This is a genomic window from Pelomonas cellulosilytica, assembly GCF_021353265.1.
Taxonomy (GTDB): domain Bacteria; phylum Pseudomonadota; class Gammaproteobacteria; order Burkholderiales; family Burkholderiaceae_C; genus Pelomonas; species Pelomonas cellulosilytica.
Genome location: NZ_JAJTWU010000001.1, coordinates 887961 through 909177, shown reverse-complemented (window position 1 = coordinate 909177; position 21217 = coordinate 887961). Strand labels below are relative to the sequence as shown.

The window sequence follows — 21217 nt, the reverse complement described above, 5'->3', positions numbered from 1 at the left end:
ATGACCAAGATCGCGCTCTTCCTCGCCGCCCTGCTCGCCACCGCCAGCGCCACGGCGCAGACCGTCAAGCTGCAGACCACCGAAGGCGACATTCGCATCGAGCTGAATGCCGAGAAGGCGCCCAAGTCGGTCGCCAACTTCCTGCAGTACGTCAAGGCCGGCCACTACAACGGCGTCATCTTCCACCGCGTCATTCCGAACTTCATGGTGCAGACCGGCGGCTACGACGCCAAGCTGAACCAGCGCCCGACCAAGCCGCCCATCCCGCTGGAGGCCCACAACGGCCTGCAGAACCTGCGCGGCACGGTGGCGATGGCGCGCACCGGCGATCCAAATTCCGCGACGTCGCAGTTCTTCATCAACGTCGTCGATAACTTCTTCCTCGACGGCGAGCCGACCGACCGGCGCAGCGGTTATGCGGTCTTCGGCCAGGTCGTCGACGGCATGGACGTGGTCGACAAGATCCGCGCCGTCGACACCAAGTCGGCGGGCATGCACGAGAACCTGCCCGTCAAGCCCATCTTCATCACCAAGGCTCTCGTCGAGCCCGCCAAACAATGAGCCAAGTCAAACTCACCACCAACCACGGCGACATCCTCATCGAACTCGATGCCGAGAAGGCACCCCAGTCCGTCGAGAACTTCCTGGCCTACGTCCGCAAGGGGCACTACAACGGCACCGTGTTCCACCGCGTCATCAAGGGCTTCATGATCCAGGGCGGCGGCTTCGAGCCGGGTATGAAGCAAAAAGCCACCGACGCGCCGATCCAGAACGAGGCCAACAACGGCCTGAAGAACGCCCACTACACGCTGGCCATGGCGCGCACGAGTGCGCCGCACTCAGCCACGGCGCAGTTCTTCATCAACACGACGAACAACGGCTTCCTGGACTTCAAGTCCGAGTCGCCGTCCGGCTGGGGCTATGCCGTGTTCGGCAAGGTCGTTCAAGGCCAGGACGTCGTCGACAAGATCGAGAAGGTCCGCACCGCCGGCCGCGGCGGCCATGGCGACGTGCCGGTCGATGACGTCGTCATCGAGAAGGCCGAAGAGGTTTGATCCACACGCTGACGGCCCCGGCGCACTGGCAGCAGGTCGACCTGCTGTCCGACCTGCACCTCGGGCCGGACACGCCGCGCACGCTGGCGCGCCTGGACCGGCATCTCGCCGAGACGCCCGCCCAGGCGGTGCTGCTGCTCGGCGACATCTTCGAGGTCTGGGTCGGCGATGATGCCCGCCATGAACCCTTCGAGCGCAGCGTCGTCACGTTGCTGCAGGCGGCCAGCGAGCGGCTGGAGCTGTTCTTCATGGCGGGCAACCGCGACTTCCTCGTTGGCGCCGACATGCTCGCCGCCAGCGGCATGACGGCGCTACCCGACCCGACTGTGCTCGACGCCTTCGGGCAGCGCTGGCTGCTGGTGCATGGCGACGCGCAATGCCTGGACGACACCGCCTATCAGGCGTTCCGCCGGCAGGTGCGCTCGCCGGACTGGCAGGCGCAGTTGCTGGCCCAGCCGCTGGCGGCCCGGCAGGCGCTGGCAAGGCAGATGCGCGAGGCCAGCAAGGTCGCCCAGGCCGAGCAGCTCATGTCTACCGACCTCGACGGCAACACCTGCCGCGCGCTGCTGAATGAAGCCGGCGCTCCGACGCTGATCCACGGCCACACGCACCGGCCGTCGGTACACGACCTGGGCGGCGGGATGCGGCGTGTCGTGCTGTCGGACTGGGATTTCGACGCAGCGCCACCTCGCGGGGACGTGATCCGCCTGTCGACCGCCGGCCTGCAACGACTCGCACTGTGATCCTCGACGCCTGGCGCCGCTGGCGCGAGCAGCGCGCGATCGAGCGCCACACCATCCCCGACGCGCTGTGGCAGCTGACGCTGCTGCGCTACCCGTTCCTGGCGCTGCGCAGTGCCGACGACCTGGCCGAGCTGCGCCGGCTCTGCAGCCTGTTCCTGGCCAGCAAGGAGTTCCACGGTGCCGGTGGCTTCGAGGTCACCGACGAGGTCGCCGTGGCCGTGGCCGCGCAGGCCTGCCTGCCGGTGTTGCGCCTGGGCCTGGGTTGGTACGACGGTTTCGTCGGCATCGTCATGCACGAGGGAGAGGTCGTCGCCCAACGACGTGTCGAAGATGAAGACGGCATCGTCCACGAGTACGACGAGGAACTGGCCGGCGAGGCCATGGAAGGCGGCCCGCTGATGCTGAGCTGGAATGCCATCGCCGTCAGCAACGACCCGACGCTGTTCGGCAAGGACGAGGTCTACAACGTCGTCATCCACGAGTTCGCGCATGTCATCGACATGCGCGACGGCGAGGCGGATGGCGTACCACCGCTGGGCCCGGCCGAGCGGGAGCAGTGGATCGCTGTCATCGACGCGGAATGGGAGAAGTTCTGCCAACGCGTCGACGCGGGCGGGGAGACGCTGATCGACCCCTATGGCGCCGAGGCGGTCGAGGAGTTCTTCGCCGTGGCCGTCGAGGCCTTCTTCGTCGCGCCGGCCGCAATGCGCGCCGAGGAGCCGGCGATGTACGAGCTTCTGGCCGGCTTCTTCAGGCAGGACCCGGCCACCTGATCACACAAAGCGCAAGGGGCGCCGAAGCGCCCCTTGCTGATCTGAGACCCCGAACTCAGGCCGTGGCGGGTTCCGCCTTGGGCTTGCCGTCCTTGCTGGGCTTGGGCGGTGTCGGCTGGATGTCCAGCGTCGTTTCGCCCTTGTCGTCCACGTCCACGCTGAGGCGGCCGCCCTCGGTCAGACGACCGAACAGCAGTTCGTCGGCCAGCGCGCGGCGGATGGTGTCCTGGATGAGACGCTGCATCGGCCGTGCACCCATCAGCGGATCGAAGCCCTTCTTGGCGAGCTGCTTGCGCAACGCGTCGGAGAAGCTGACCTCGACCTTCTTCTCCTGCAGTTGGCTTTCGAGCTGCAGAAGGAATTTGTCGACCACGCGCAGGATGATCTCCTCGTCCAGCGGCCGGAAGGACACGATGGCGTCCAGCCGGTTGCGGAACTCGGGCGTGAACAGGCGCTTGATGTCGGCCATCTCGTCGCCCTGCTGGCGCTGCGTCGTGAAGCCGATGGTCGCCTTGTTCATGATCTCCGCGCCCGCATTCGTCGTCATGATGATGATGACGTTGCGGAAGTCAGCCTTGCGCCCGTTGTTGTCGGTCAGCGTTCCGTGGTCCATGACCTGCAGCAGCACGTTGAAGACGTCCGGATGCGCCTTCTCGATCTCGTCGAGCAGCAGCACCGCGTGCGGCTTCTTCGTGACGGCCTCGGTCAGCAGGCCGCCTTGGTCGAAACCGACGTAGCCCGGAGGCGCGCCGATCAGGCGGCTGACTGCGTGGCGCTCCATGTACTCCGACATGTCGAAGCGGATCAGCTCGATGCCCAGGATGTAGGCGAGCTGCTTGGCCACTTCGGTCTTGCCGACGCCCGTGGGACCGCTGAACAGGAAGCTGCCCACCGGCTTGTCCGGCCGCCCCAGGCCCGAGCGCGCCATCTTGATGGCGGCGGCGAGCGCATCGACAGCCGGGTCCTGGCCAAACACGACGCTCTTCAGGTCGCGATCCAGCGTCTTGAGCTTGCTCCGGTCGTCGCTGTTGACGGACGCGGGCGGGATGCGCGCGATCTTGGCGACGATGTCCTCAACCTCGGCACGCGTGATGGTCTTCTTCTGCTTGCTCTTGGGCAGGATCCGCTGGGCGGCACCGGCCTCGTCGATGACGTCGATGGCCTTGTCCGGCAGGTGGCGGTCATTGATGTACTTGGCCGACAGCTCCGCCGCGGCCTGCAGCGCGCCCAGCGCGTACTTGACCGAGTGGTGCTCCTCGAAGCGGCTCTTCAGCCCCTTCAGGATCTCGATGGTCTGCTCGACCGACGGCTCGGCCACGTCGATCTTCTGGAAACGGCGGCTCAACGCCGCATCCTTCTCGAAGATGCCGCGGTACTCGGTGAAGGTCGTAGCGCCGATGCATTTCATCGCGCCGCTGGACAGGGCCGGCTTCAGCAGGTTGCTGGCGTCCAGGGTGCCGCCAGACGCGGCGCCCGCGCCGATCAGCGTGTGGATCTCGTCGATGAACAGGATGGCGTGCGGCTGCTCCTTCAGCGCCTTCAGCACCGCCTTCAGGCGCTGCTCGAAGTCGCCGCGGTACTTGGTGCCCGCCAGCAGCGCACCCATGTCCAGCGAGTAGACGACCGAGTCGGCCAGCACTTCGGGCACCTCGCCCTCGGTGATGCGCCAGGCCAGGCCTTCGGCAATGGCGGTCTTGCCGACGCCGGCCTCGCCGACCAGCAGCGGGTTGTTCTTGCGCCGGCGGCACAGCACCTGCACGACGCGCTCAACCTCGCTCTCACGCCCGATCAGCGGGTCGATCTTGCCGTCCTTGGCGTGCTGGTTGAGGTTCTGCGTGAACTGCTCCAGCGGCGACGCCTTGGCGCTGCCGCCCTCGCCTTCCTCGCGCTCGCCGTCCTGGCCCTGGGCCTGGCCTTCCGGGGCCTTCGGCGGCTCGGGGTCGGTCTTCTTGATGCCGTGGGCGATGAAGTTGACGACGTCCAGGCGCGTGACGCCCTGCTGGTGCAGGTAGTAGACGGCGTGCGAGTCCTTCTCGCCGAAGATGGCGACGAGCACGTTCGCGCCGGTCACTTCCTTCTTGCCGCTGCCGGTGCTCTGCACATGCATGATGGCGCGCTGGATGACGCGTTGGAAGCCGAGCGTGGGCTGCGTGTCCACCTCGTCGCTGCCGCCCACCATCGGTGTGTTTTCCTTGATGAACTGCGTCAGGCTCTTGCGCAGGTCATCCAGGTTGGCGGCGCAGGCGCGCAGCACCTCCGCGGCGCTGGGGTTGTCCAGCAGCGCGAGCAGCAGGTGCTCGACGGTGATGAATTCGTGCCGCTGCTGGCGCGCCTCGACGAACGCCATGTGCAGACTGACTTCAAGCTCTTGCGCAATCATGCGGCCTCCATAATGCACTGCAGGGGGTGGCCGGCACGCCGGGAGGCGGCCAGTACCAACTCCACCTTGGTCGCAGCGACGTCCTTGGTGAAGACACCGCAGACCCCGCGACCCTCGTGGTGGATTTTGAGCATGATCTGCGTCGCCGTATCCAGGTCATGCCGGAAAAATTCCTGCAGAACCATGACTACGAACTCCATCGGCGTGAAGTCATCGTTCAGCAGCAGCACCTGATAGAGCCGTGGCGGCTCGGTCTTCTGGGTCTGACGCTCGACGACGACCGCGCCGTCGCCTTCGTCCCGGCCCGGCCTCGGCGGCGGTGAGGGCGGGGGCGGAGCCGACTGGTTTCGCGGTGAAAAAACGGACAGCACAGGCATGGATCGATTCTATCGACGGGGGTGTTTCCCCCACCGATGGCGGGCAGTTGGTGACGAAGGAGCAATTTGCAAGCCAGCATCCCCGGGTCAACCCGCCCGGGGAAGGTCCCAAATTGACGGCGTGAACCACGTCACCAGAATCCGGTCCGCCTCCGTCGGGAGGAGCCACAACAATGGAGACAAAATGATGGCACTCGGCAAAGTCAAGTGGTTCAACGATGCCAAGGGCTTTGGTTTCATCGAGCCGGAAGCCGGCGGCGATGACGTCTTCGCCCATTTCTCGGCGATCCAGATGGAAGGCTTCCGGACGCTGAAGCAGGGCAGCCAGGTCCAGTTCGACCTCGTGCAAGGCCCCAAGGGTCAATTGGCGCAGAACATCACGCCGATGGAGGCTGCCCGCAGCCTCGAGCAGCCCCAGGCCTCCTGACTCCCCCGTTTTCTGACAGCCCCGTGGCCTGCGGCCCACGGGGCTTTTGCATTGGTGCGCCGCTTCCCGGTGGTGGCTGACCCGGCTTGCTAAAGTTGGCGGCTTGCGCGCGGACGGCTGCGCAGCGCGTGACGCACGAATTCCCATTTCACCGGACACCTTCATGACCGCCGAAAAGACGCCCCAGATCGTTTACACCCTGACCGACGAAGCCCCCCGCCTCGCCACCGCCTCCCTGCTGCCGGTGGTTCAGCGCTTCGCGGCGCAAGCCGGCATCGACGTCGTCACCAGCGACATCTCGGTGGCCGGCCGCATCCTTGGCCAGTTCCCGGAACGGCTGACGGAAGAGCAGCGAGTGACGGACAACCTCGCCGCGCTCGGCAAGCTGACGCTCAAGCCCGAAGCCAACATCATCAAGCTGCCGAACATCAGCGCCTCCGTGTCTCAATTGAAGGCCGCCATCAAGGAACTGCAGGACAAGGGCTACAACATCCCCGACTTCCCCGAGAAGCCGGAGACGGATGAAGAAAAGGACATTCGCGCCCGCTACAACAAGTGCATCGGGTCGGCTGTGAATCCGGTGCTGCGTGAAGGCAACTCCGACCGCCGCGCGCCCAAGGCCGTCAAGGAATACGCCCGCAAGAACCCGCACCGCATGGACGAGTGGAGCCAGGCCTCGCGCTCGCACGTCTCGCACATGCATGCCGGCGACTTCTATCACGGCGAAAAGTCACTGACGCTGGACCGCGCGCGCGACGTGAAGATGGAGCTCATCACGAAGAGCGGCAAGACGCTGGTGCTCAAGCCCAAGGTCTCGCTGCTGGACCGTGAGGTCATCGATTCGATGTTCATGAGCAAGAAGGCCTTGCTCGAGTTCTACGAACGCGAGATCGAGGACGCGCGCAAGACCGGCGTGATGTTCTCGCTGCACGTGAAGGCAACCATGATGAAGGTCTCGCACCCCATCGTGTTCGGCCACTGCGTCAAGATCTTCTACAAGGACGCTTTCGAGAAGCACGCCAAGCTCTTCGAGGAGCTCGGCGTCAATGTCAACAACGGCATGGTCGATCTCTACACGAAGATCGCCAGCCTGCCGGCCAGCAAGCAGGAAGAGATCAAGCGTGACCTGCACGCCTGCCACGAGCACCGCCCCGAACTGGCGATGGTGGACTCGGCCAAGGGCATCACCAACTTCCACTCGCCCAACGACGTGATCGTCGACGCTTCCATGCCGGCCATGATCCGCGCCGGCGGCAAGATGTACGGTGCCGATGGCCGCCTGAAGGACGTGAAGGCAGTGATGCCCGAGTCGACCTTTGCCCGCATCTATCAGGAGATCATCAACTTCTGCAAGTGGCACGGCGCGTTCGACCCGAAGACCATGGGCACGGTACCCAACGTCGGCCTGATGGCCCAGCAGGCAGAGGAATACGGCTCGCACGACAAGACATTCGAGATCACCGAAGCCGGCACCGCCAACATCACCGACCTGGAAACGGGCGAGGTGCTGCTGAGCCAGGAAGTCGAGCAGGGCGACATCTGGCGCATGTGCCAGTGCAAGGACGCCGCCATCCGCGACTGGGTCAAGCTGGCCGTCAACCGTGCGCGCAACTCCGGCATGCCGGTCGTCTTCTGGCTGGACAGCTACCGCCCGCACGAGGCGCAGCTGATCCGCAAGGTCAAGATGTACCTGCACGAGCACGACACGACCGGCCTGGACATCCAGATCATGAGCCAGGTGCGGGCGATGCGTTACACGTTGGAGCGCGTCATCCGCGGTCTGGACACGATCAGCGCCACCGGCAACATCCTGCGCGACTACCTGACCGACCTGTTCCCCATCATGGAGCTGGGCACCAGCGCCAAGATGCTGTCCATCGTGCCGCTGATGGCAGGCGGCGGCATGTACGAGACGGGTGCCGGCGGCTCGGCGCCCAAGCACGTGCAGCAGCTGGTGGAAGAAAACCACCTGCGCTGGGACTCGCTAGGTGAGTTCCTCGCACTGGCCGTGAGCCTGGAAGAGCTGGGCCTCAAGAACAGCAATGCCCGCGCGAAGGTGCTGGCCAAGGCGCTGGACGCTGCCACCGGCAAGCTGCTGGACAACGGCAAGGGTCCGAGCCCCAAGACCGGCGAGCTGGACAACCGCGGCAGCCACTTCTACCTGACGCTGTACTGGGCCCAGGAGCTGGCCGCGCAGACCGAAGACGCCGAATTGGCCGCCAAGTTCAAGCCCGTGGCTGAGAAGCTCGCTGCCGGCGAAGCGAAGATCGTCGACGAGCTGAAGGCCGTGCAAGGCGCGCCAGCCGACATCGGCGGCTACTTCCTGCCGGACAACGCCAAGCTCGACAAGGTCATGCGCCCGAGCGCCACGTTCAACGCGGCGCTGGAAGCGCTGGCCTGACACGGCCTGAGTTGACGCAGACGGGGCGCCGAGGGCGCCCCGTTTTCGTTGCAGCGGCCAACGCCGCCGCGGAGCTCGGCCGGCAACGAACTGCACCGAGAGCACCTGATGACACGACGCTCACCCGCCTTGCCGCAGACACCCGCGCGCGAGAAGGCCGCGAGGCCGCCGGCTCTGCCACCCAGCCTCGCCGCGCTCGCCGATGCCCGCTGGCGCCGCGATCTCGTCGGCGAAGCCGGCGCGGCGGTCTACCGCGTGCAGCGCCGGGGCCAGCCGGACCTCTATCTGAAGCAGGCTCGCGGCGAGGCCGCACAGGCGCTGGTGGACGAACTGGCTCGGCTGCAATGGCTGGCCGATTTCATGCCTACCGCGCCGCTGAGGCATTTCGAGTTCTACGGCCGTAAGGCCTGGCTGCTCACGCAGGCAGTGCCGGGCCGCACGGCCTATGAATGGCTGCAGCAAGCGCCGGAGCGCACGCTGCAGATCGTCGCCGCGCTCGTCGACGCCCTCCTCCGGCTGCACGCGCTGCCCGCCGCCCAATGCCCGTTCCAGTCCACGCTGGAAGGCCGCCTGGCGCAGGCTCACGCTAGGCTGGAGGCCGGACTCATCGATGTCGACGACTTCGACGACGTGCGGGCCGGCTGGACCGCCAATGACGTGTGGCGAGCGCTGCAACGGCTGTCCCCCGAGGCCATCGACCCGGTCGTGACCCACGGCGACTACTCGCTCGACAACATCCTGCTCGACGAGCGCCTGCAGCTGACCGGCCTCATCGACGTCGGCCGCCTCGGCGTGGCGGACCGCTATCAGGATCTCGCCATCCTGTGGAACTGCCTGGGCGAATTCGGCCCGCAGGCGCAGCAGGCCCTGTTCCCCGCCTACGGCATCCCGAAGCCCGACCGGCGCCGGCTGGACTTTTACCTGTGCCTGGACGAGTGCTTCTAGGTAGGCGCCCCTCGGCACCCGGGGCGCTACGCCATGCAGTCGATCATCACAGGCAAATCGCACCTGAGTCCGCGTCGCACAACGCTCCAGCTCCCCTGGCACCCGCCCTCTCCCGTCAAGATCCGTCGCCGCCGCTGGCGCCTGGCGGTTCGGGCGGACGCCCATGTCGACCTTTGCTGGACGACCGCATCGGGATCGCGGAGCGACTCAGGGGCTCAGGGGGCGTCAAGAGACGCTGTGGGACGGCTTCACATGTGGTCGATCATCACCTGGCCGAACCCGGAGCACGACACCTGCGTGGCACCGTCCATCAGGCGCGCGAAGTCATAGGTGACCTTCTTGCTGAGGATGGCCTGCTCCATGCTGGAGATGATCAGGTCCGCCGCCTCGGTCCAGCCCATATGGCGCAGCATCATCTCGGCCGACAGAATGGACGAGCCGGGGTTCACGTAGTCCTTGCCGGCGTACTTGGGCGCCGTGCCGTGCGTGGCCTCGAACATCGCGACCGAGTCGCTCATGTTGGCCCCCGGCGCGATGCCGATGCCGCCCACCTGCGCGGCCAGCGCGTCGGAGATGTAGTCGCCGTTCAGGTTCAGCGTCGCGATGACGCCGTACTCCGCGGGGCGCAGGATGATCTGCTGCAGGAAGGCGTCGGCGATGACGTCCTTGACGGTGATCGTCCGGCCCGTCCTCGGATTCTTCAACCGGCACCACGGACCGCCGTCGATGGGCTCGGCGCCGAACTCCTTCTGCGCCAGCGCATAGCCCCAGTCCCGGAAGGCGCCTTCCGTGAACTTCATGATGTTGCCCTTGTGGACCAGCGTGACGCTGGGCCGATCATGGTCGATGGCGTACTGGATGGCCTTGCGCACGAGGCGCTCCGTGCCCTCGCGGCTGACGGGCTTGACGCCCAGGCCGGACGTCTCCGGGAATCGAAGCTTCTTGGCGCCGAGTTCATCGCGCAGGAAGGCGATGAGCTTCTTCGCCTTGTCGCTGCCGGCTTCGTATTCGATGCCGGCGTAGATGTCCTCCGAGTTCTCGCGGAAGATGACCATGTCGACCTTGTGCGGCTCCTTCACCGGGCTGGGCACGCCGTCGAAATAGCGCACCGGGCGCAGGCAGACGTAAAGGTCCAGCTCCTGGCGCAGCGTCACGTTCAGTGAGCGGATGCCGCCGCCGACCGGCGTCGTCAGCGGCCCCTTGATGGCCACGAGGTGCTCCTTGACGGCCTGCAGCGTCTCGGGCGGCATCGACACTTCGGCGCCGTAGAGTCGCGTGGCCTTTTCGCCCGCGAACACCTCCATCCAGTGGATGCGGCGTGCGCCACCGTAGGCCTTGGCCACCGCCGCGTCGACGACCTTCAGCATGACCGGCGTCACGTCGCGGCCCACGCCGTCGCCTTCGATGAAGGGAATGATCGGGTTGGACGGGACGTTCAGCGAGAAGTCGGCGTTGGCGGTGATCTTCTGGCCGCCTTCGGGCGCCTGGATGTGTTGGGACATAAGGGAGCTTTCGCAGGAGCGTGAGAAAGGACCGCTCGAGTTTAGGGCGCCACCCAGGCGCCGGGCGCCGTCAGCACAGCTGCGCCACGCGCTCCCACACGCCATGGACCAGCGCCCAGCCAGACGCCGCCGCCAGCCCCACCCCGGCCAGCCGCAGCGCGGGCGACGCGTCGCCCACGCGTCGGGGCAGCCGGGCGATCCACGCGGGCGCAACGGTCAGCCCCAGCGTGCTGGTGACGGCGAAGGCCGCCATCGCCAGGCCGCCGCCGAGCGGCGAGTTGGCGAGCGCCGACAGCAGCAGCGCCGCATGTAGCACGCCGCAGGGCATGGCCACCCAGGCCAGGCCGGTCGCCAAGCTACGCCCCGGTGCCGGCCGCCAACGCACGTTGGCAAGCCACACCGGCACACGGCCGCGCACGACGAGGCTGAGCCCCAGCACCAACAGCGCCGCCTGCAGCAGCGCCCACAGCGGCTGAAGCACGGCAGCGCCCTGCGACATGTGCGCCAGCGCCTGGGCGGACGCAGCGGCTACAGCGCCGGCGGTGCTGTAGCCCAGCAACCGGCCGACGAGCAGGCGCTGCTGCTCCTCGCGCTTGCGGGCGGCGAGCGCGCAAGGCGTGCTGCACATCAGCGCGCAGTGCGGCGCGGCGCCCAGACCCATCAGCGCGGCAGAGCCGATGAGGGCGAGATCGAGGCTCATCGGGCGCGGTGCCGGGGGGTCAGATGATCTTGGAGAAACGCTGGCGGCTCGCGTCGGCCTGCAGGTAGCGGTCGAACACCATAGCCACCGCTCGCACGAAGTACCAGCCCAGCGGCGTCACCTGGATGGCGCCTGGCTCCAGCGTGACCAGGCCCTGGCTGGCCAGGTGCTGCAGGCGCTCGAACTCTGGCGCAAAGTAGCGCGGCACGTCGACGAGGTAGGACGCCGCGATGGACTCGAACTCCACCCGGCCCTGGCACATCAGCGCCATGATGACGGCACGGCGCAACAGGTCGTCGCGGTTCAGCCCCAGGCCGCGCTGGATGGGCAGCTGGCGCTGGCGCAGCGCGTCTTCGTACTCCTCCAGCGTCTTGGCGTTCTGCGCATAGGTGGCGCCGACGCGGCTGATAGCCGACACGCCCAGGCCCACGAGGTCGCAGTCCGGCTGCGTCGAGTAGCCCTGGAAGTTGCGGTGCAGCAGGCCCTGGCGCTTGGCGACGGCCAGCGGGTCGTCGGGCAGCGCAAAGTGATCCATGCCGATGTAGACGTAGCCATCGTCCAGCAGTGCGCTGATGGCACCGGACAGCATCGTCAGCTTGTCGCCGGCCGGCGGCAGCAACTCGGCCACGATGCGCCGCTGCGGCTTGAAGCGCTGCGGCAGGTGGGCGTAGGCATACATTGCGATGCGGTCGGGCCGCAGCTCTGCGACCTGGGCGATCGTGCGGGCGAAGCTGGCCGGCGTCTGCGACGGCAGGCCATAGATCAGGTCGACGCTGATGGAGGCGAAGCCGAGTTCACGGGCCGAATGCATCAGCGCCGCAACGGACTCGATCGGCTGCACGCGGTGCACGGCCTTCTGCACGGCGGCATCGAAGTCCTGCACGCCAAAGGACAGCCGGTTGAAGCCCAGCGACTTTAGGTGCGCCAGACGGGTCGCGTCGACGGTGCGCGGATCGATCTCGATGGACAGCTCCGCCCCCGGCAGCAGCCGGAAGCGCTGGCGCAGCGACGCCATCAGCGTGCCCAGCTCGGCGTCGCTCAGGAAGGTCGGCGAACCGCCGCCCAGGTGCAGCTGCGACACAGGCGCCTGGCCGCCGATGGCAGCCACGGTCAGATCCATCTCCACGTCGAGCAGCTCCAGATAGGGCTGGGCGCGCTCGTGGTGCTTAGTGATGATCTTGTTGCAGGCGCAGTAGTAGCAGAGCTGCTCGCAGAACGGGATGTGCACGTACACCGACAGCGGCTGCCCCGACCCGCGCTGCGACAGCGCCTGCAGATGCTGCGGGGCTTGGTGGGCCTCGACGAAGCGGTCCGCCGTGGGGTAGGAGGTGTATCGCGGCCCCGCCACGTCGTGGCGACGCAGCAGTTCGGGGTCCAGCGCAGGGGCGGTCTCGGTCATTGCAGCCATGCAGCCACTGTGCCGACCCACCGCGGGCGCGGTTTTGACGCAGATCAATCGCGCGGGCAGGCGGCCAGCCAAGAATGCCCAGCATTGATGCAAGCCAAGCCCACCATGCCCAGCACCCTGCCGTTCGCGGCGCCCGAGCGACGCCAATGCGACATGCGGCTTGAGCCGCTGAAGGTCGCCTGCGCGAGCTGCAACCTGCGCGAACTGTGCCTCCCCGTCGGCCTGCGCGCCGACGATCTCGCCCGGCTCGATGGCCTCGTCGCCACGCGCCGCAGCGTACCGCGCGGCGAACACCTGTTCCGCAACGGGGAGCGCTTCGAGGCGCTGTATGCCGTGCGCACAGGCTTCTTCAAGACCTGCGTCGGCAGCGAGGACGGCCGCGACCAGGTGACGGGCTTTCAGATGGCCGGCGAGCTGCTGGGGCTGGACGGCATCAGCAGCGATCTGCACCACTGCGACGCCGTGGCACTGGAGGATTCCTCCGTCTGCGTGATCCCTTACGCCCAACTGGAAGAGCTGTCGCGCGAGTTCACGGTGCTGCAGCACTCTTTCCACAAGATCATGAGCCGCGAGATCGTGCGCGACCATGGTGTCATGCTGCTGCTGGGCAACATGCGCGCCGAGGAGCGGCTGGCGGCCTTCCTGCTGAACCTCACGCAGCGGCTGCAGGCACGCGGCTTTTCGGCGTCAAGCCTCGTGCTACGCATGACGCGCGAGGAGATCGGCAGCTACCTCGGTCTGAAGCTGGAGACGGTAAGCCGCACCTTCTCCAAGTTCCACGACGAAGGCCTGCTGGAGGTCAAACAGCGCCAGTTGCGCATCCTGAACCAGGCCGGGCTCGAGGCGCTGATCAACAACAGCCCCTGCTGAACGCGATGCCCCTCGCCTGGCCTCGCCGCTGAACGCGGGCAAGTCCAGTCGGCCCCAGTGGGGGCAGTGATGCACGCGACATCGAGTCGCATGCACATCGCCACGGCGGGCCGGCTTGGGCGCGGCCCGGCGCTTGGCCCGAAGACTTGAAGAGCCGGCGGCACGCACGCCGGAGTCCGATGCAAAAAGGCCCCGCGCCGGGCGAGCGCAGGGCCTTCATGCAGGGCCTGCGGACGCAGGCCCACAAGGTCGCGGGGATCAGCCGACCTTGATCTCGTTGCGCACTTCCTTCACGCCGGGCACGGCGGCCACGAGCTTGATGGCTTTCTGGGCCAGGTCGGCGCTGGGCGCGGCGCCCTTGACGACGACCACGCCGCCGGCCGCGGCGCTGACGGTCAGCGGCAGGGTCTGCAGATCCTTGTCCTGCTGCAGCACGGCCTGGGCCTGGCTGGCGATCGCGGTGTCACCCGCTGGCTCGGCCTGCGCCACCTGTTCGGCCGGGGCCGGCGCGGGCGCCGGATCAGCAGCCATGGCGGCAGCGGTGCCCAGGGACAGGGCGGCGGCGATCAGTCGGGCGAGAGTGGCGGTATGGCGCATGCGGTTCTCCTATGGAAGCGTTGGGTTTCGACGCGATGCCCCGAAAGGCATCACGAAGGGGATTAGCGCAATGCCCGTGCCAGCAATACTTTTCCTTTTGATATCAACCACTTGGCCAACTTCCAAGCGAAAACGCGCGGAAAAAGTTCACGCTGGGTCGCCGTTTTGTCGCCGCACGGCGACAGCACTGCCAGCCACCGTGCTAAGTGGTTGATTCCCCTGAAGTTTTGCTGTCGCCAAAGCCCGACGCATCGCTCAGGTCGGTGCGAAAGCGCTGCGGGTCCAGCCCGTGTTTCTGCAGCAGCCGATAGAACTCGGTGCGGTTGCGATCGGCCAGCCGGGCGGCCTCGGCGACGTGACCGGACGTGAGCTTCAGCAGTTGGTTCAGATAGTCGCGCTCGAAACGCTGCTTGGCATGCTGGTAGCTCAGCACCTCGGCCGCCGGCATCTGCAGCGCCCGTTGCACCTGGGCCAGCGGCACCAGCGGAGCCGTCGCGAGCACGCAGACTTGTTCGACGACGTTGTAGAGCTGGCGCACGTTGCCCGGCCATGGCGCCGTGATGAGCGCTTCCACCGCATCTGGTGCGAAGCCCTTGACCCGCTTGCGGTGGCGCTCCGCCAGCGTCTGTAGGAAATGCTGGGCCAACAGCGCGATGTCCTCGCGCCGCTCCGCCAGTGGCGGCAGGCTCAGCTTGACGACGTTGAGCCGGTAGAACAGGTCCGGGCGGAACTGCCCCGTCGTCATGGCCTCTTCCAGGTCGCGGTGGGTCGCGGACAGCACGCGCACGTCCACGGGCAGCGCCTCGTTGCTGCCCACCGGCCGCACGACGCGCTCCTGCAGCACGCGCAGCAGCTTCACCTGCAGCGCCAGCGGCATGTCGCCGATCTCGTCAAGGAACACGGTGCCGCCCTGGGCCGCTGGAATCAGCCCCTGCCGGTGTCCTTGCGCGCCCGTGAAGGCACCCTTGACGTGGCCGAACAGCTCCGACTCCAGCAGGGCCTCTGGAATCGCGGCGCAGTTCACCGCCACGAACGGCCGCGCCGCCCGCGGGCTGGCGCGATGGATGGCGCGCGCCAGCAGTTCCTTGCCGGTGCCGCTGTCGCCGGCGATCAGCACGCTGGCGTCGGTGCCGGCCACCAGCCTCGCCTCGGCCAGCACCTCGGCCATGCGCGGGCTGCGGCTCAGGATCTCGCGACGCCAGGCACCGTCGCCTTCGAAGGGCGCCGGGCCCGTGGCGTTGACGCGCAACGCTTGCCGCACCTTCGTCAGCAGCTCCTGGCCGTCGAAGGGCTTCGTCAGATAGGCATGGGCGCCGCGCGTCGTGGCCTCGACGGCGTCGGGGATGCTGCCGTGGGCGGTCAGCAGGATGACCGGCAGCGACGGGTGCCGGCTGCGCATCTCCTCGAACAACGCCAGCCCGTCCAGGCCCGGCAGGCGCACGTCGGTGATGACGAGCGCCGGCAGCTGCACGGCCAGGTGCGCCAGCGCGGCCTCGGCGCTGGCCACGGCCTGCACGGCGTGGCCAGCGGCGGTGAGGCGCATCGTCAGCAGGCGCAGCAGGTCGGCGTCGTCGTCGACGAGCAGGATGGGGGTGGTGGATGCTTGGGTTGGCATGCGAGGGCGGCTTGCGAGGAACTCACTTCTTCACCGGCAGCGTCTGCTCGATGGCCTTCAGCGCTTCCAGCTTCTCGTTGAGCTGGTCGTTGCGCCGCTGGGCGTCGCGCAGCTGCTGCGTCAGCCGGTCCACGCTGTCCTGCAGGCGCCGCTGCTCGGCCAGGCGGGCGGCCAGCAACGCGGCCAGCGGCTTCAGCGGCTCGGACTGCGGCTCGGTCGCGGTGGCGAACTGGTCCAGCTGGGCACTGGCCTGGGCCTGCTCGGCGGCGCTGCGCCCGGCGCTCAGCACCAGCGCCTTGCGCAGGTCATCGGCCAGCGTGGCAACGACTTTCAGGTCGTCGGCCGGCGGCGGAGGTGGCTCCGGGCAGACGGGGGTCGGCTCGGGCGGCGGCGGTGCGGGCGGCGGCGTCTGGCAGGCGGCCAACGCCAGCAGCGCGCAGAGTTCAATCAGTCGTCGTTTGAAGGGCATGGGGCAGCTCGATACGGAAGTGGGCGCCACGGTCGCTGGGCAGCAGGCAGCAGCGACCGCCATGCGCCTGCACGACCTCGCGCACGATAGACAGGCCGATGCCGCTGCCACGCCGCGCGCCGGGCGGCTGGTGGCGGCCCTGGTAGAACGGGTCGAAGACATGGGCCGCATCCTCGGGCGCCACGCCAGGGCCCTCGTCGGTGCAGTCCAGCGTCAGCCGGCCAGGCGCGTGCCGGGCAGAAAGCACGATGCGGCCGCCTTCAGGGCTGAAGCGCACCGCATTGACCAGGAGGTTGGCCAGCACCATGGCCAGCTTGTCGCCATCCACGTCGGCCAGACCCGCCTGGGCGTCGACGTCCACGACCAGGCCGCGGGCCTTCCACAGCAGCCGCTGCTCGTCCACGACCCGCGCGAGCAGCGCCGGCACTTCTACGGCCGTGCGCCTCAGCTGCTGGGAGCCGGAGGCCAGTGCCTGGTAGCGCAGCAGGTCCTCGATCTGCCGCTGCAGCGCGGCGGTGCTGTCGCCGAGGATGCGCACGATCTCGGCCTGGTCGGCGGTCAGCGGGCCGGCCACGCCGTCGCGCAGCAGCGCGGCGCCCTCTCGGATGGAGGCCATCGGCGTCTTGAGCTCGTGCGAGATGTGCCGCACGAAGCGGGTCTTGTCGGATTCCAGCGCGGCCAGGCGCTGACGCAGCCATTCGAGCTGCCGACCCAGGCGTCGCATGTCCGCCGGGCCGCGCACGGCCACCGGCTCGTCGAAGCGGTTGTCGCCGAGCCGGCCGATGGCAGCCTCCACGTGCGCCAGCGGCCGTAGCAGCCAGTGGCCGAAAGCCAGGCCCAGCAACAGCGCCAGCACAATGGCGCCCAGCACGACTGCACTGATGACGCGCCGGCGCTGCTCCAACTCCGCCAGCACGGCGTCGCTGCGGCGGTCCATCGTGCGCTGGCTTTGCGCGGCCAGCGATTCGTCGAGTCGGTGCAAAGCGGCGAAAACGGGCGTGAGGCGCTGCAGCGCCGCGGCACGCGCCCGGCCCGGATTGCGCAACACTTCCGCGGCCAGGTCGGCGTGCCCGCGCCAGTCGGCCAGCAGCTGCTGCGTGGCGTCATCGGTCATCAGCGCCGCCAGCGCCGCCTGGGTGGTCTCGGCGTCCGCACGGGTGGCCAGAAAGCGTTCGCGCAGGCTGGCGTCGTCCAGCACCAGGAACTGCCGCGCGCTGCGCTCCATCGCCACGGTGCGCTCGGCCAGGCGCTGCACCTGCGCGGTCAGCTCCGCCGCATCCTGCGACGCCTGGCGCCCCTGCAGCGCGACCTGCTCCAGCGCGAGCATGGCCTGCGCCGCCGCGCCACCCAGCGCCAGTGCGATCAACAGGAAGGCCGCCAGCAGACATTGCCGGAAGGACAGGCCGCGCAGGCCATCAGCCCGCAGGCGCTGCCATGCCGAATCGGGGGTGGGCGTGGAGGAGAAGGAGGCAGTCAGGGTGTCGGCGGTCATCGTGCAGGGGTGCCCCGTGCCGCACGGGCGCGCCCCATGCTAAGAGGCCAACGCCGCGGTGCCTCTCCCCAGATCCGCGTGCATTGCAACAGCAGGAAACGGTGCTTGACCCCGCGATGCTGCGGCGCAACAAAAGAGGAATAGCATGCAGTCATGCGTCCCCAAGTGCTGATCATCGGCTGCGGCTGCGGCTTCGGCGGCCTGGAGGCGGCGCGGGCCCTGCGCGCCGCCGATGTCGACATCACCGTCGTCGACAAGACCAACCATCACCTGTTCCAGCCGCTGCTCTACCAGGTAGCGACGGCCGGACTGTCGGCCCCGTCCATCGCAGCGCCCATTCGCCACCTTTTCCGCCACCAGCGCAACGTGACGACGCTGCTGGGCGAGGTCGTCGCTCTGGACCCGCGCGGCAAGACGGCCACGCTGAAGGACGGAGCCCAGCTACGCTGGGACCACCTCATCGTCGCGGCTGGCGCCACGCACAGCTACTTCGGCCGTGACGAGTGGGCCGCGTTTGCACCCGGGCTCAAGACGCTGGACGACGCGTTCGAGATCCGCCGCCGCGTGCTGCTGGCCTTCGAGGCCGCCGAGCGCGAGGACGACCCGGCACGGCGCGCGGCGCTGCTACGCTTCGTCGTCGTGGGCGGCGGGCCGACTGGCGTGGAGCTGGCCGGTACCTTCGCCGAGATCGCCAGACACACACTGCCGGGCGAGTTCCGCCGCATCGACCCGCGCCAGGCGCAGGTGCTGCTGGTGGAAGGCAGTCCGCGCGTGCTGGCGGCGATGCCCGAGCGCCTGAGCGAACGCGCCCGCGAGCAACTGACGGCGCTGGGCGTGCAGGTCGAGGTCGGCGCGCGCGTGACCTCCATCGATGACGAAGGCCTGGACATCACGACGACCGCCGGCCAGGAACGGCTCGCGAGCCGCTGCATCGTGTGGGCTGCCGGCGTAGCGGCCTCCCCGCTGGGCCGCACGCTGGCGGATGCGACGGGCGGCAGCGTGGACCGCGCGGGGCGAGTACCTGTCGAGGCGGACCTGAGCCTGCCGGGGCATCCGGACATCCAGGTGATCGGCGACCTCGCCGCCGCGATGAGCCACGCGCCGGGCCAGCCGCCCAAGGCAGTGCCAGGCGTGTCACCCGGCGCCAAGCAAATGGGCCGGCACGCCGCGGCCAACCTGATGCGGCGGTTGCGCGGCCAGGCCACGCTGCCCTTTCGCTACCGTGACTACGGCAACCTAGCCACCATCGGCCGCAACAGCGCCGTCGTGGACCTGGGCACGCCCGCCGGCCCGCTGCGCTTCTCGGGCTACCCGGCGTGGCTGTTCTGGCTGTTCGCCCACGTCTACTTCCTGATCGGCTACCGCAACCGCTTCGTTGTGCTGCTGGACTGGGCCTGGGCGTACTGGACGTACGACCGTGGCGCGCGGGTGGTCACGCAGAAGCGCTGAACTAACGAGGCCAGCCGGGCGCGTGGCGGGCGGCGCCACCTTCGTCGGGCAGCGTGACGAGCAGCAGCGTGAAGCTGCCGCCCAGCGCGCTGACGCTCCAGAAGATCAGGAAGCTGATCGTGTAGATCGCCTGCGCGGACCAGTCGATCGACGAACCGCCGAACCAGCGCAGGTCGCCCGGGTCTACCACGGCGAACACCAGCGCTTCCAGCACGCCGGCCGCAAGGAAGGACGACCAGGCCACCGCCATCGCGAAGCGTGCGACGCGCGACGGGCCGGGAGCGCCTGTCACGGCCGCGTCCCCGGCACGCCGGTGGCAGCGTGGTTGCGGCCGAGCATGGCGGGCATGTCGCCGGACCTGGCGCGCACGTCGGCGGGCTCCACGTCGTCGGCCGAGCGCTGCGCAGTGGCATGCAGGTCCAGCGGCGGGTCAGGATTGCGGATGGCCAGCGCCAGCGTGAAGAAGCTGGCCACGACGACGGCAGCCGGGCCGCCGACCACGAGCCAGACCATGGGTTCCCGCCAGGCGGGTCGGGATGCAATTGCGGCAGGCATAGAGAAGTCCTCGGGTTCAGCGGGGAAGCACGAAGGTGGATTTTTCAACGACGAGCTCGGCAGACTCGTCGTCGCGGCGGATGCGCCATTGCATGGGGTGGGCGCCGGGCTTGAGCTGCAGGGCCGATTCGGGCGGCAGCCGCAGCGACACGGCTACCCAACGGGCCTCGGCGGGCCCCAGGTCCACCGAGGCGGCCTGGCTGAGCTTGAGGCCCGGCAGCCCGTCGGCGTCGATGCGGTAGCGCTGCGGCGACTCGGTCGCGTTCATGACCTGCAGACGGTAGACGTTCTCGACCCAGCCGTCCTCGACGATGCGGGCGAGGGAGGCGCGGTCACGCACGACGTCGACGCGGAAGCTGTGCCGCGACGCCAGACTCCATAGCAGCACCACGCAGATCGTCAGAAGCACGGCGCTGTAGATCAGCACGCGCGGCCGCAGCACGCGACGCAGCCGCTGGCTGCGGCTCAGGTGCTGCTCCAGGCCGTTCTCGGTGTCATAGCGGATGAGCCCGCGCGGCGTGCCCATCTTGTCCATGACGCCGTTGCAGACGTCAATGCAGGCGGCACAGCCGATGCACTCGTACTGCAGGCCGTGGCGGATGTCGATGCCGGTGGGGCAGACCTGCACGCACAGGCTGCAGTCGATGCAGTCGCCCACGCCAGCAGCGCGAGCCTCGCCCTTCTTGCGCTTGGCGTTGTTGCCACGCGGCTCGCCGCGCTCGGTGTCGTAGCTGACGATGAGCGTGTCGCGGTCGAACATCGCGCTCTGGAAGCGCGCGTACGGGCACATGTACTTGCAGACCTGCTCGCGCATGTAGCCGGCGTTGCCGTACGTGGCAAAACCGTAGAACAGCACCCAGAAGCTCTCCCACGGGCCGAGGCCCAGGGTGAGCACCTCGTCGGCGAGCATGTGGATGGGCGTGAAGTAGCCGACGAAGGTGAAGCCGGTCCACAGCCCCAGCGCGATCCACGCCACCTGCTTGCCCGACTTGCGCCACAGCTTGTTCCAACCCCAGGGCGCCTTGTCGAGCTTGAGCCGCGCATTGCGGTCGCCCTCGAACCAGTGCTCCACGCGCATGAAGATCTCGGTGTAGACCGTCTGCGGGCAGGCATAGCCGCACCACAGACGGCCCGCCACGGCCGTGAACAGGAACAGGCCGAAGGCCGAGATCAGTAGCAGGGCCGTGAGGTACACGAAGTCCTGCGGATACAGCACCAGGCCGAAGACGTAGAAGCGCCGCGCTCCCAGGTCGAAGAGCACGGCTTGCCGCTCGCCCCAGTTGAGCCAGGGCAGGCCGTAGAACACCAGCTGGGTCAGCGCGACGATCGCCCAGCGCCAGCGGGCATAGAACCCGTCCACCGCCCGGGGGTGGATCTTGTCTTCCGAGCGGTAGAGGCGGATGACCTGGGCGGCGTCGCCGCCCGGGCCGGGTACTGCAGGCGAGGTCATGGGATCAGG

The 21217-nt window shown here is 68.2% G+C and carries 21 protein-coding genes; 9 read left to right on the top strand and 12 right to left on the bottom strand.

From position 1 onward, the window contains the following. From LXT13_RS03930 to LXT13_RS03915, 4 genes are read left to right on the top strand one after another with little or no spacing between them, the layout of a single operon-like run. Positions 1 to 561 (top strand): peptidylprolyl isomerase, encoded by a 561-nt coding sequence (locus tag LXT13_RS03930; protein WP_233370290.1) that lies wholly within the window; start codon positions 1 to 3, stop codon positions 559 to 561. After that, positions 558 to 1055, top strand: coding sequence for a peptidylprolyl isomerase (locus LXT13_RS03925; protein ID WP_233370289.1), 498 nt, complete (start codon positions 558 to 560; stop codon positions 1053 to 1055). The genes LXT13_RS03930 and LXT13_RS03925 overlap by 4 nt, the downstream gene beginning before the upstream one ends. Further along, positions 1052 to 1798: a UDP-2,3-diacylglucosamine diphosphatase gene (locus LXT13_RS03920; RefSeq protein ID WP_233370288.1), complete on the top strand. Its 747-nt coding sequence runs from the start codon at positions 1052 to 1054 to the stop codon at positions 1796 to 1798. The genes LXT13_RS03925 and LXT13_RS03920 overlap by 4 nt, the downstream gene beginning before the upstream one ends. Next, positions 1798 to 2571 carry a M90 family metallopeptidase gene (locus LXT13_RS03915; protein ID WP_419964640.1) on the top strand — a complete coding sequence of 258 codons (774 nt, stop codon included), beginning with the start codon at positions 1798 to 1800 and terminating at the stop codon, positions 2569 to 2571. Before LXT13_RS03920 ends, LXT13_RS03915 begins: the two co-directional genes overlap by 1 nt. Before the next feature lie 55 nt (positions 2572 to 2626). Here LXT13_RS03915 and clpA read toward each other — a convergent pair whose 3' ends face one another. Both clpA and clpS read right to left on the bottom strand, forming a co-directional pair. Continuing rightward, entirely contained in the window at positions 2627 to 4951 is a 2325-nt protein-coding gene (gene clpA, locus LXT13_RS03910) for an ATP-dependent Clp protease ATP-binding subunit ClpA (protein WP_233370286.1), read from the bottom strand. Continuing rightward, complete coding sequence (gene clpS, locus LXT13_RS03905) at positions 4948 to 5328, bottom strand: ATP-dependent Clp protease adapter ClpS (RefSeq protein WP_233370285.1); 381 nt, start codon at positions 5326 to 5328, stop codon at positions 4948 to 4950. The genes clpA and clpS overlap by 4 nt, the downstream gene beginning before the upstream one ends. A 187-nt stretch (positions 5329 to 5515) precedes the next feature. On the opposite strand from clpS, the gene LXT13_RS03900 reads away from it, so the two are divergent. From LXT13_RS03900 to LXT13_RS03890, 3 genes are all read left to right on the top strand, one after another. Further along, positions 5516 to 5755, top strand: coding sequence for a cold shock domain-containing protein (locus tag LXT13_RS03900; RefSeq protein ID WP_233370284.1), 240 nt, complete (start codon positions 5516 to 5518; stop codon positions 5753 to 5755). Positions 5756 to 5918: 163 nt separating this feature from the next. Beyond that, positions 5919 to 8156 (top strand): NADP-dependent isocitrate dehydrogenase, encoded by a 2238-nt coding sequence (locus LXT13_RS03895; RefSeq protein ID WP_233370283.1) that lies wholly within the window; start codon positions 5919 to 5921, stop codon positions 8154 to 8156. Between the two features lie 108 nt (positions 8157 to 8264). Beyond that, positions 8265 to 9101 carry an APH(3') family aminoglycoside O-phosphotransferase gene (locus LXT13_RS03890; protein WP_233370282.1) on the top strand — a complete coding sequence of 279 codons (837 nt, stop codon included), beginning with the start codon at positions 8265 to 8267 and terminating at the stop codon, positions 9099 to 9101. 248 nt (positions 9102 to 9349) lie between these two features. Here the strand turns inward: LXT13_RS03890 and icd are convergent, their stop codons facing one another. The 3 genes from icd to hemN all read right to left on the bottom strand — a co-directional run bounded on the left by icd (position 9350) and on the right by hemN (position 12702). Beyond that, positions 9350 to 10603 (bottom strand): NADP-dependent isocitrate dehydrogenase, encoded by a 1254-nt coding sequence (icd, locus tag LXT13_RS03885; RefSeq protein WP_233370281.1) that lies wholly within the window; start codon positions 10601 to 10603, stop codon positions 9350 to 9352. Between the two features lie 70 nt (positions 10604 to 10673). Further along, positions 10674 to 11303, bottom strand: a complete 630-nt coding sequence (locus tag LXT13_RS03880; protein WP_233370280.1) for an urease accessory protein UreH domain-containing protein — start codon at positions 11301 to 11303, stop codon at positions 10674 to 10676. 19 nt (positions 11304 to 11322) lie between these two features. Beyond that, positions 11323 to 12702: an oxygen-independent coproporphyrinogen III oxidase gene (gene hemN, locus LXT13_RS03875; protein ID WP_419964637.1), complete on the bottom strand. Its 1380-nt coding sequence runs from the start codon at positions 12700 to 12702 to the stop codon at positions 11323 to 11325. A gap of 162 nt (positions 12703 to 12864) precedes the next feature. Here hemN and LXT13_RS03870 point away from each other — a divergent pair, with 162 nt between their 5' ends. Then, positions 12865 to 13581, top strand: coding sequence for a helix-turn-helix domain-containing protein (locus LXT13_RS03870; protein ID WP_233370321.1), 717 nt, complete (start codon positions 12865 to 12867; stop codon positions 13579 to 13581). Between the two features lie 258 nt (positions 13582 to 13839). Here LXT13_RS03870 and LXT13_RS03865 read toward each other — a convergent pair whose 3' ends face one another. From LXT13_RS03865 to LXT13_RS03850, 4 genes are all read right to left on the bottom strand, one after another. Continuing rightward, a complete protein-coding gene (locus tag LXT13_RS03865; protein WP_233370278.1) occupies positions 13840 to 14178 on the bottom strand; it encodes a BON domain-containing protein in 339 nt (112 codons plus the stop codon). 202 nt (positions 14179 to 14380) lie between these two features. Further along, positions 14381 to 15793 (bottom strand): sigma 54-interacting transcriptional regulator, encoded by a 1413-nt coding sequence (locus LXT13_RS03860; protein WP_233370277.1) that lies wholly within the window; start codon positions 15791 to 15793, stop codon positions 14381 to 14383. A 22-nt stretch (positions 15794 to 15815) separates the two neighbouring features. Further along, positions 15816 to 16262 (bottom strand): hypothetical protein, encoded by a 447-nt coding sequence (locus LXT13_RS03855; protein WP_233370276.1) that lies wholly within the window; start codon positions 16260 to 16262, stop codon positions 15816 to 15818. Then, positions 16237 to 17754, bottom strand: a complete 1518-nt coding sequence (locus LXT13_RS03850; RefSeq protein ID WP_233370275.1) for a sensor histidine kinase — start codon at positions 17752 to 17754, stop codon at positions 16237 to 16239. Before LXT13_RS03850 ends, LXT13_RS03855 begins: the two co-directional genes overlap by 26 nt. Positions 17755 to 17907: 153 nt before the next feature. Here LXT13_RS03850 and LXT13_RS03845 point away from each other — a divergent pair, with 153 nt between their 5' ends. Then, entirely contained in the window at positions 17908 to 19203 is a 1296-nt protein-coding gene (locus tag LXT13_RS03845; RefSeq protein ID WP_233370274.1) for an NAD(P)/FAD-dependent oxidoreductase, read from the top strand. Between the two features lies 1 nt (position 19204). Here the strand turns inward: LXT13_RS03845 and LXT13_RS03840 are convergent, their stop codons facing one another. From LXT13_RS03840 to ccoG, 3 genes are read right to left on the bottom strand one after another with little or no spacing between them, the layout of a single operon-like run. Further along, on the bottom strand, positions 19205 to 19495 hold the full coding sequence (locus tag LXT13_RS03840; RefSeq protein ID WP_233370273.1) for a hypothetical protein: 291 nt from the start codon (positions 19493 to 19495) through the stop codon (positions 19205 to 19207). After that, positions 19492 to 19716 (bottom strand): nitrogen fixation protein FixH, encoded by a 225-nt coding sequence (locus tag LXT13_RS03835; protein WP_233370272.1) that lies wholly within the window; start codon positions 19714 to 19716, stop codon positions 19492 to 19494. Before LXT13_RS03835 ends, LXT13_RS03840 begins: the two co-directional genes overlap by 4 nt. Positions 19717 to 19774: 58 nt before the next feature. Continuing rightward, a complete protein-coding gene (ccoG, locus tag LXT13_RS03830) occupies positions 19775 to 21208 on the bottom strand; it encodes a cytochrome c oxidase accessory protein CcoG (protein WP_233370271.1) in 1434 nt (477 codons plus the stop codon). Between the last annotated feature and the right edge of the window lie 9 nt (positions 21209 to 21217).

Coding starts and splice junctions, on each gene's coding strand:
- LXT13_RS03930 (WP_233370290.1), top strand. CDS start 1: ATGACCAAGATCGCGCTCTTCCTCGCCGCCCTGCTCGCCACCGCCAGC.
- LXT13_RS03925 (WP_233370289.1), top strand. CDS start 558: ATGAGCCAAGTCAAACTCACCACCAACCACGGCGACATCCTCATCGAA.
- clpA (WP_233370286.1), bottom strand. CDS start 4,951: ATGATTGCGCAAGAGCTTGAAGTCAGTCTGCACATGGCGTTCGTCGAG.
- clpS (WP_233370285.1), bottom strand. CDS start 5,328: ATGCCTGTGCTGTCCGTTTTTTCACCGCGAAACCAGTCGGCTCCGCCC.
- LXT13_RS03900 (WP_233370284.1), top strand. CDS start 5,516: ATGGCACTCGGCAAAGTCAAGTGGTTCAACGATGCCAAGGGCTTTGGT.
- LXT13_RS03895 (WP_233370283.1), top strand. CDS start 5,919: ATGACCGCCGAAAAGACGCCCCAGATCGTTTACACCCTGACCGACGAA.
- LXT13_RS03890 (WP_233370282.1), top strand. CDS start 8,265: ATGACACGACGCTCACCCGCCTTGCCGCAGACACCCGCGCGCGAGAAG.
- icd (WP_233370281.1), bottom strand. CDS start 10,603: ATGTCCCAACACATCCAGGCGCCCGAAGGCGGCCAGAAGATCACCGCC.
- LXT13_RS03880 (WP_233370280.1), bottom strand. CDS start 11,303: ATGAGCCTCGATCTCGCCCTCATCGGCTCTGCCGCGCTGATGGGTCTG.
- hemN (WP_419964637.1), bottom strand. CDS start 12,702: ATGACCGAGACCGCCCCTGCGCTGGACCCCGAACTGCTGCGTCGCCAC.
- LXT13_RS03870 (WP_233370321.1), top strand. CDS start 12,865: ATGCGGCTTGAGCCGCTGAAGGTCGCCTGCGCGAGCTGCAACCTGCGC.
- LXT13_RS03865 (WP_233370278.1), bottom strand. CDS start 14,178: ATGCGCCATACCGCCACTCTCGCCCGACTGATCGCCGCCGCCCTGTCC.
- LXT13_RS03860 (WP_233370277.1), bottom strand. CDS start 15,793: ATGCCAACCCAAGCATCCACCACCCCCATCCTGCTCGTCGACGACGAC.
- LXT13_RS03855 (WP_233370276.1), bottom strand. CDS start 16,262: ATGCCCTTCAAACGACGACTGATTGAACTCTGCGCGCTGCTGGCGTTG.
- LXT13_RS03850 (WP_233370275.1), bottom strand. CDS start 17,754: ATGACCGCCGACACCCTGACTGCCTCCTTCTCCTCCACGCCCACCCCC.
- LXT13_RS03845 (WP_233370274.1), top strand. CDS start 17,908: ATGCGTCCCCAAGTGCTGATCATCGGCTGCGGCTGCGGCTTCGGCGGC.
- LXT13_RS03835 (WP_233370272.1), bottom strand. CDS start 19,716: ATGGTCTGGCTCGTGGTCGGCGGCCCGGCTGCCGTCGTCGTGGCCAGC.
- ccoG (WP_233370271.1), bottom strand. CDS start 21,208: ATGACCTCGCCTGCAGTACCCGGCCCGGGCGGCGACGCCGCCCAGGTC.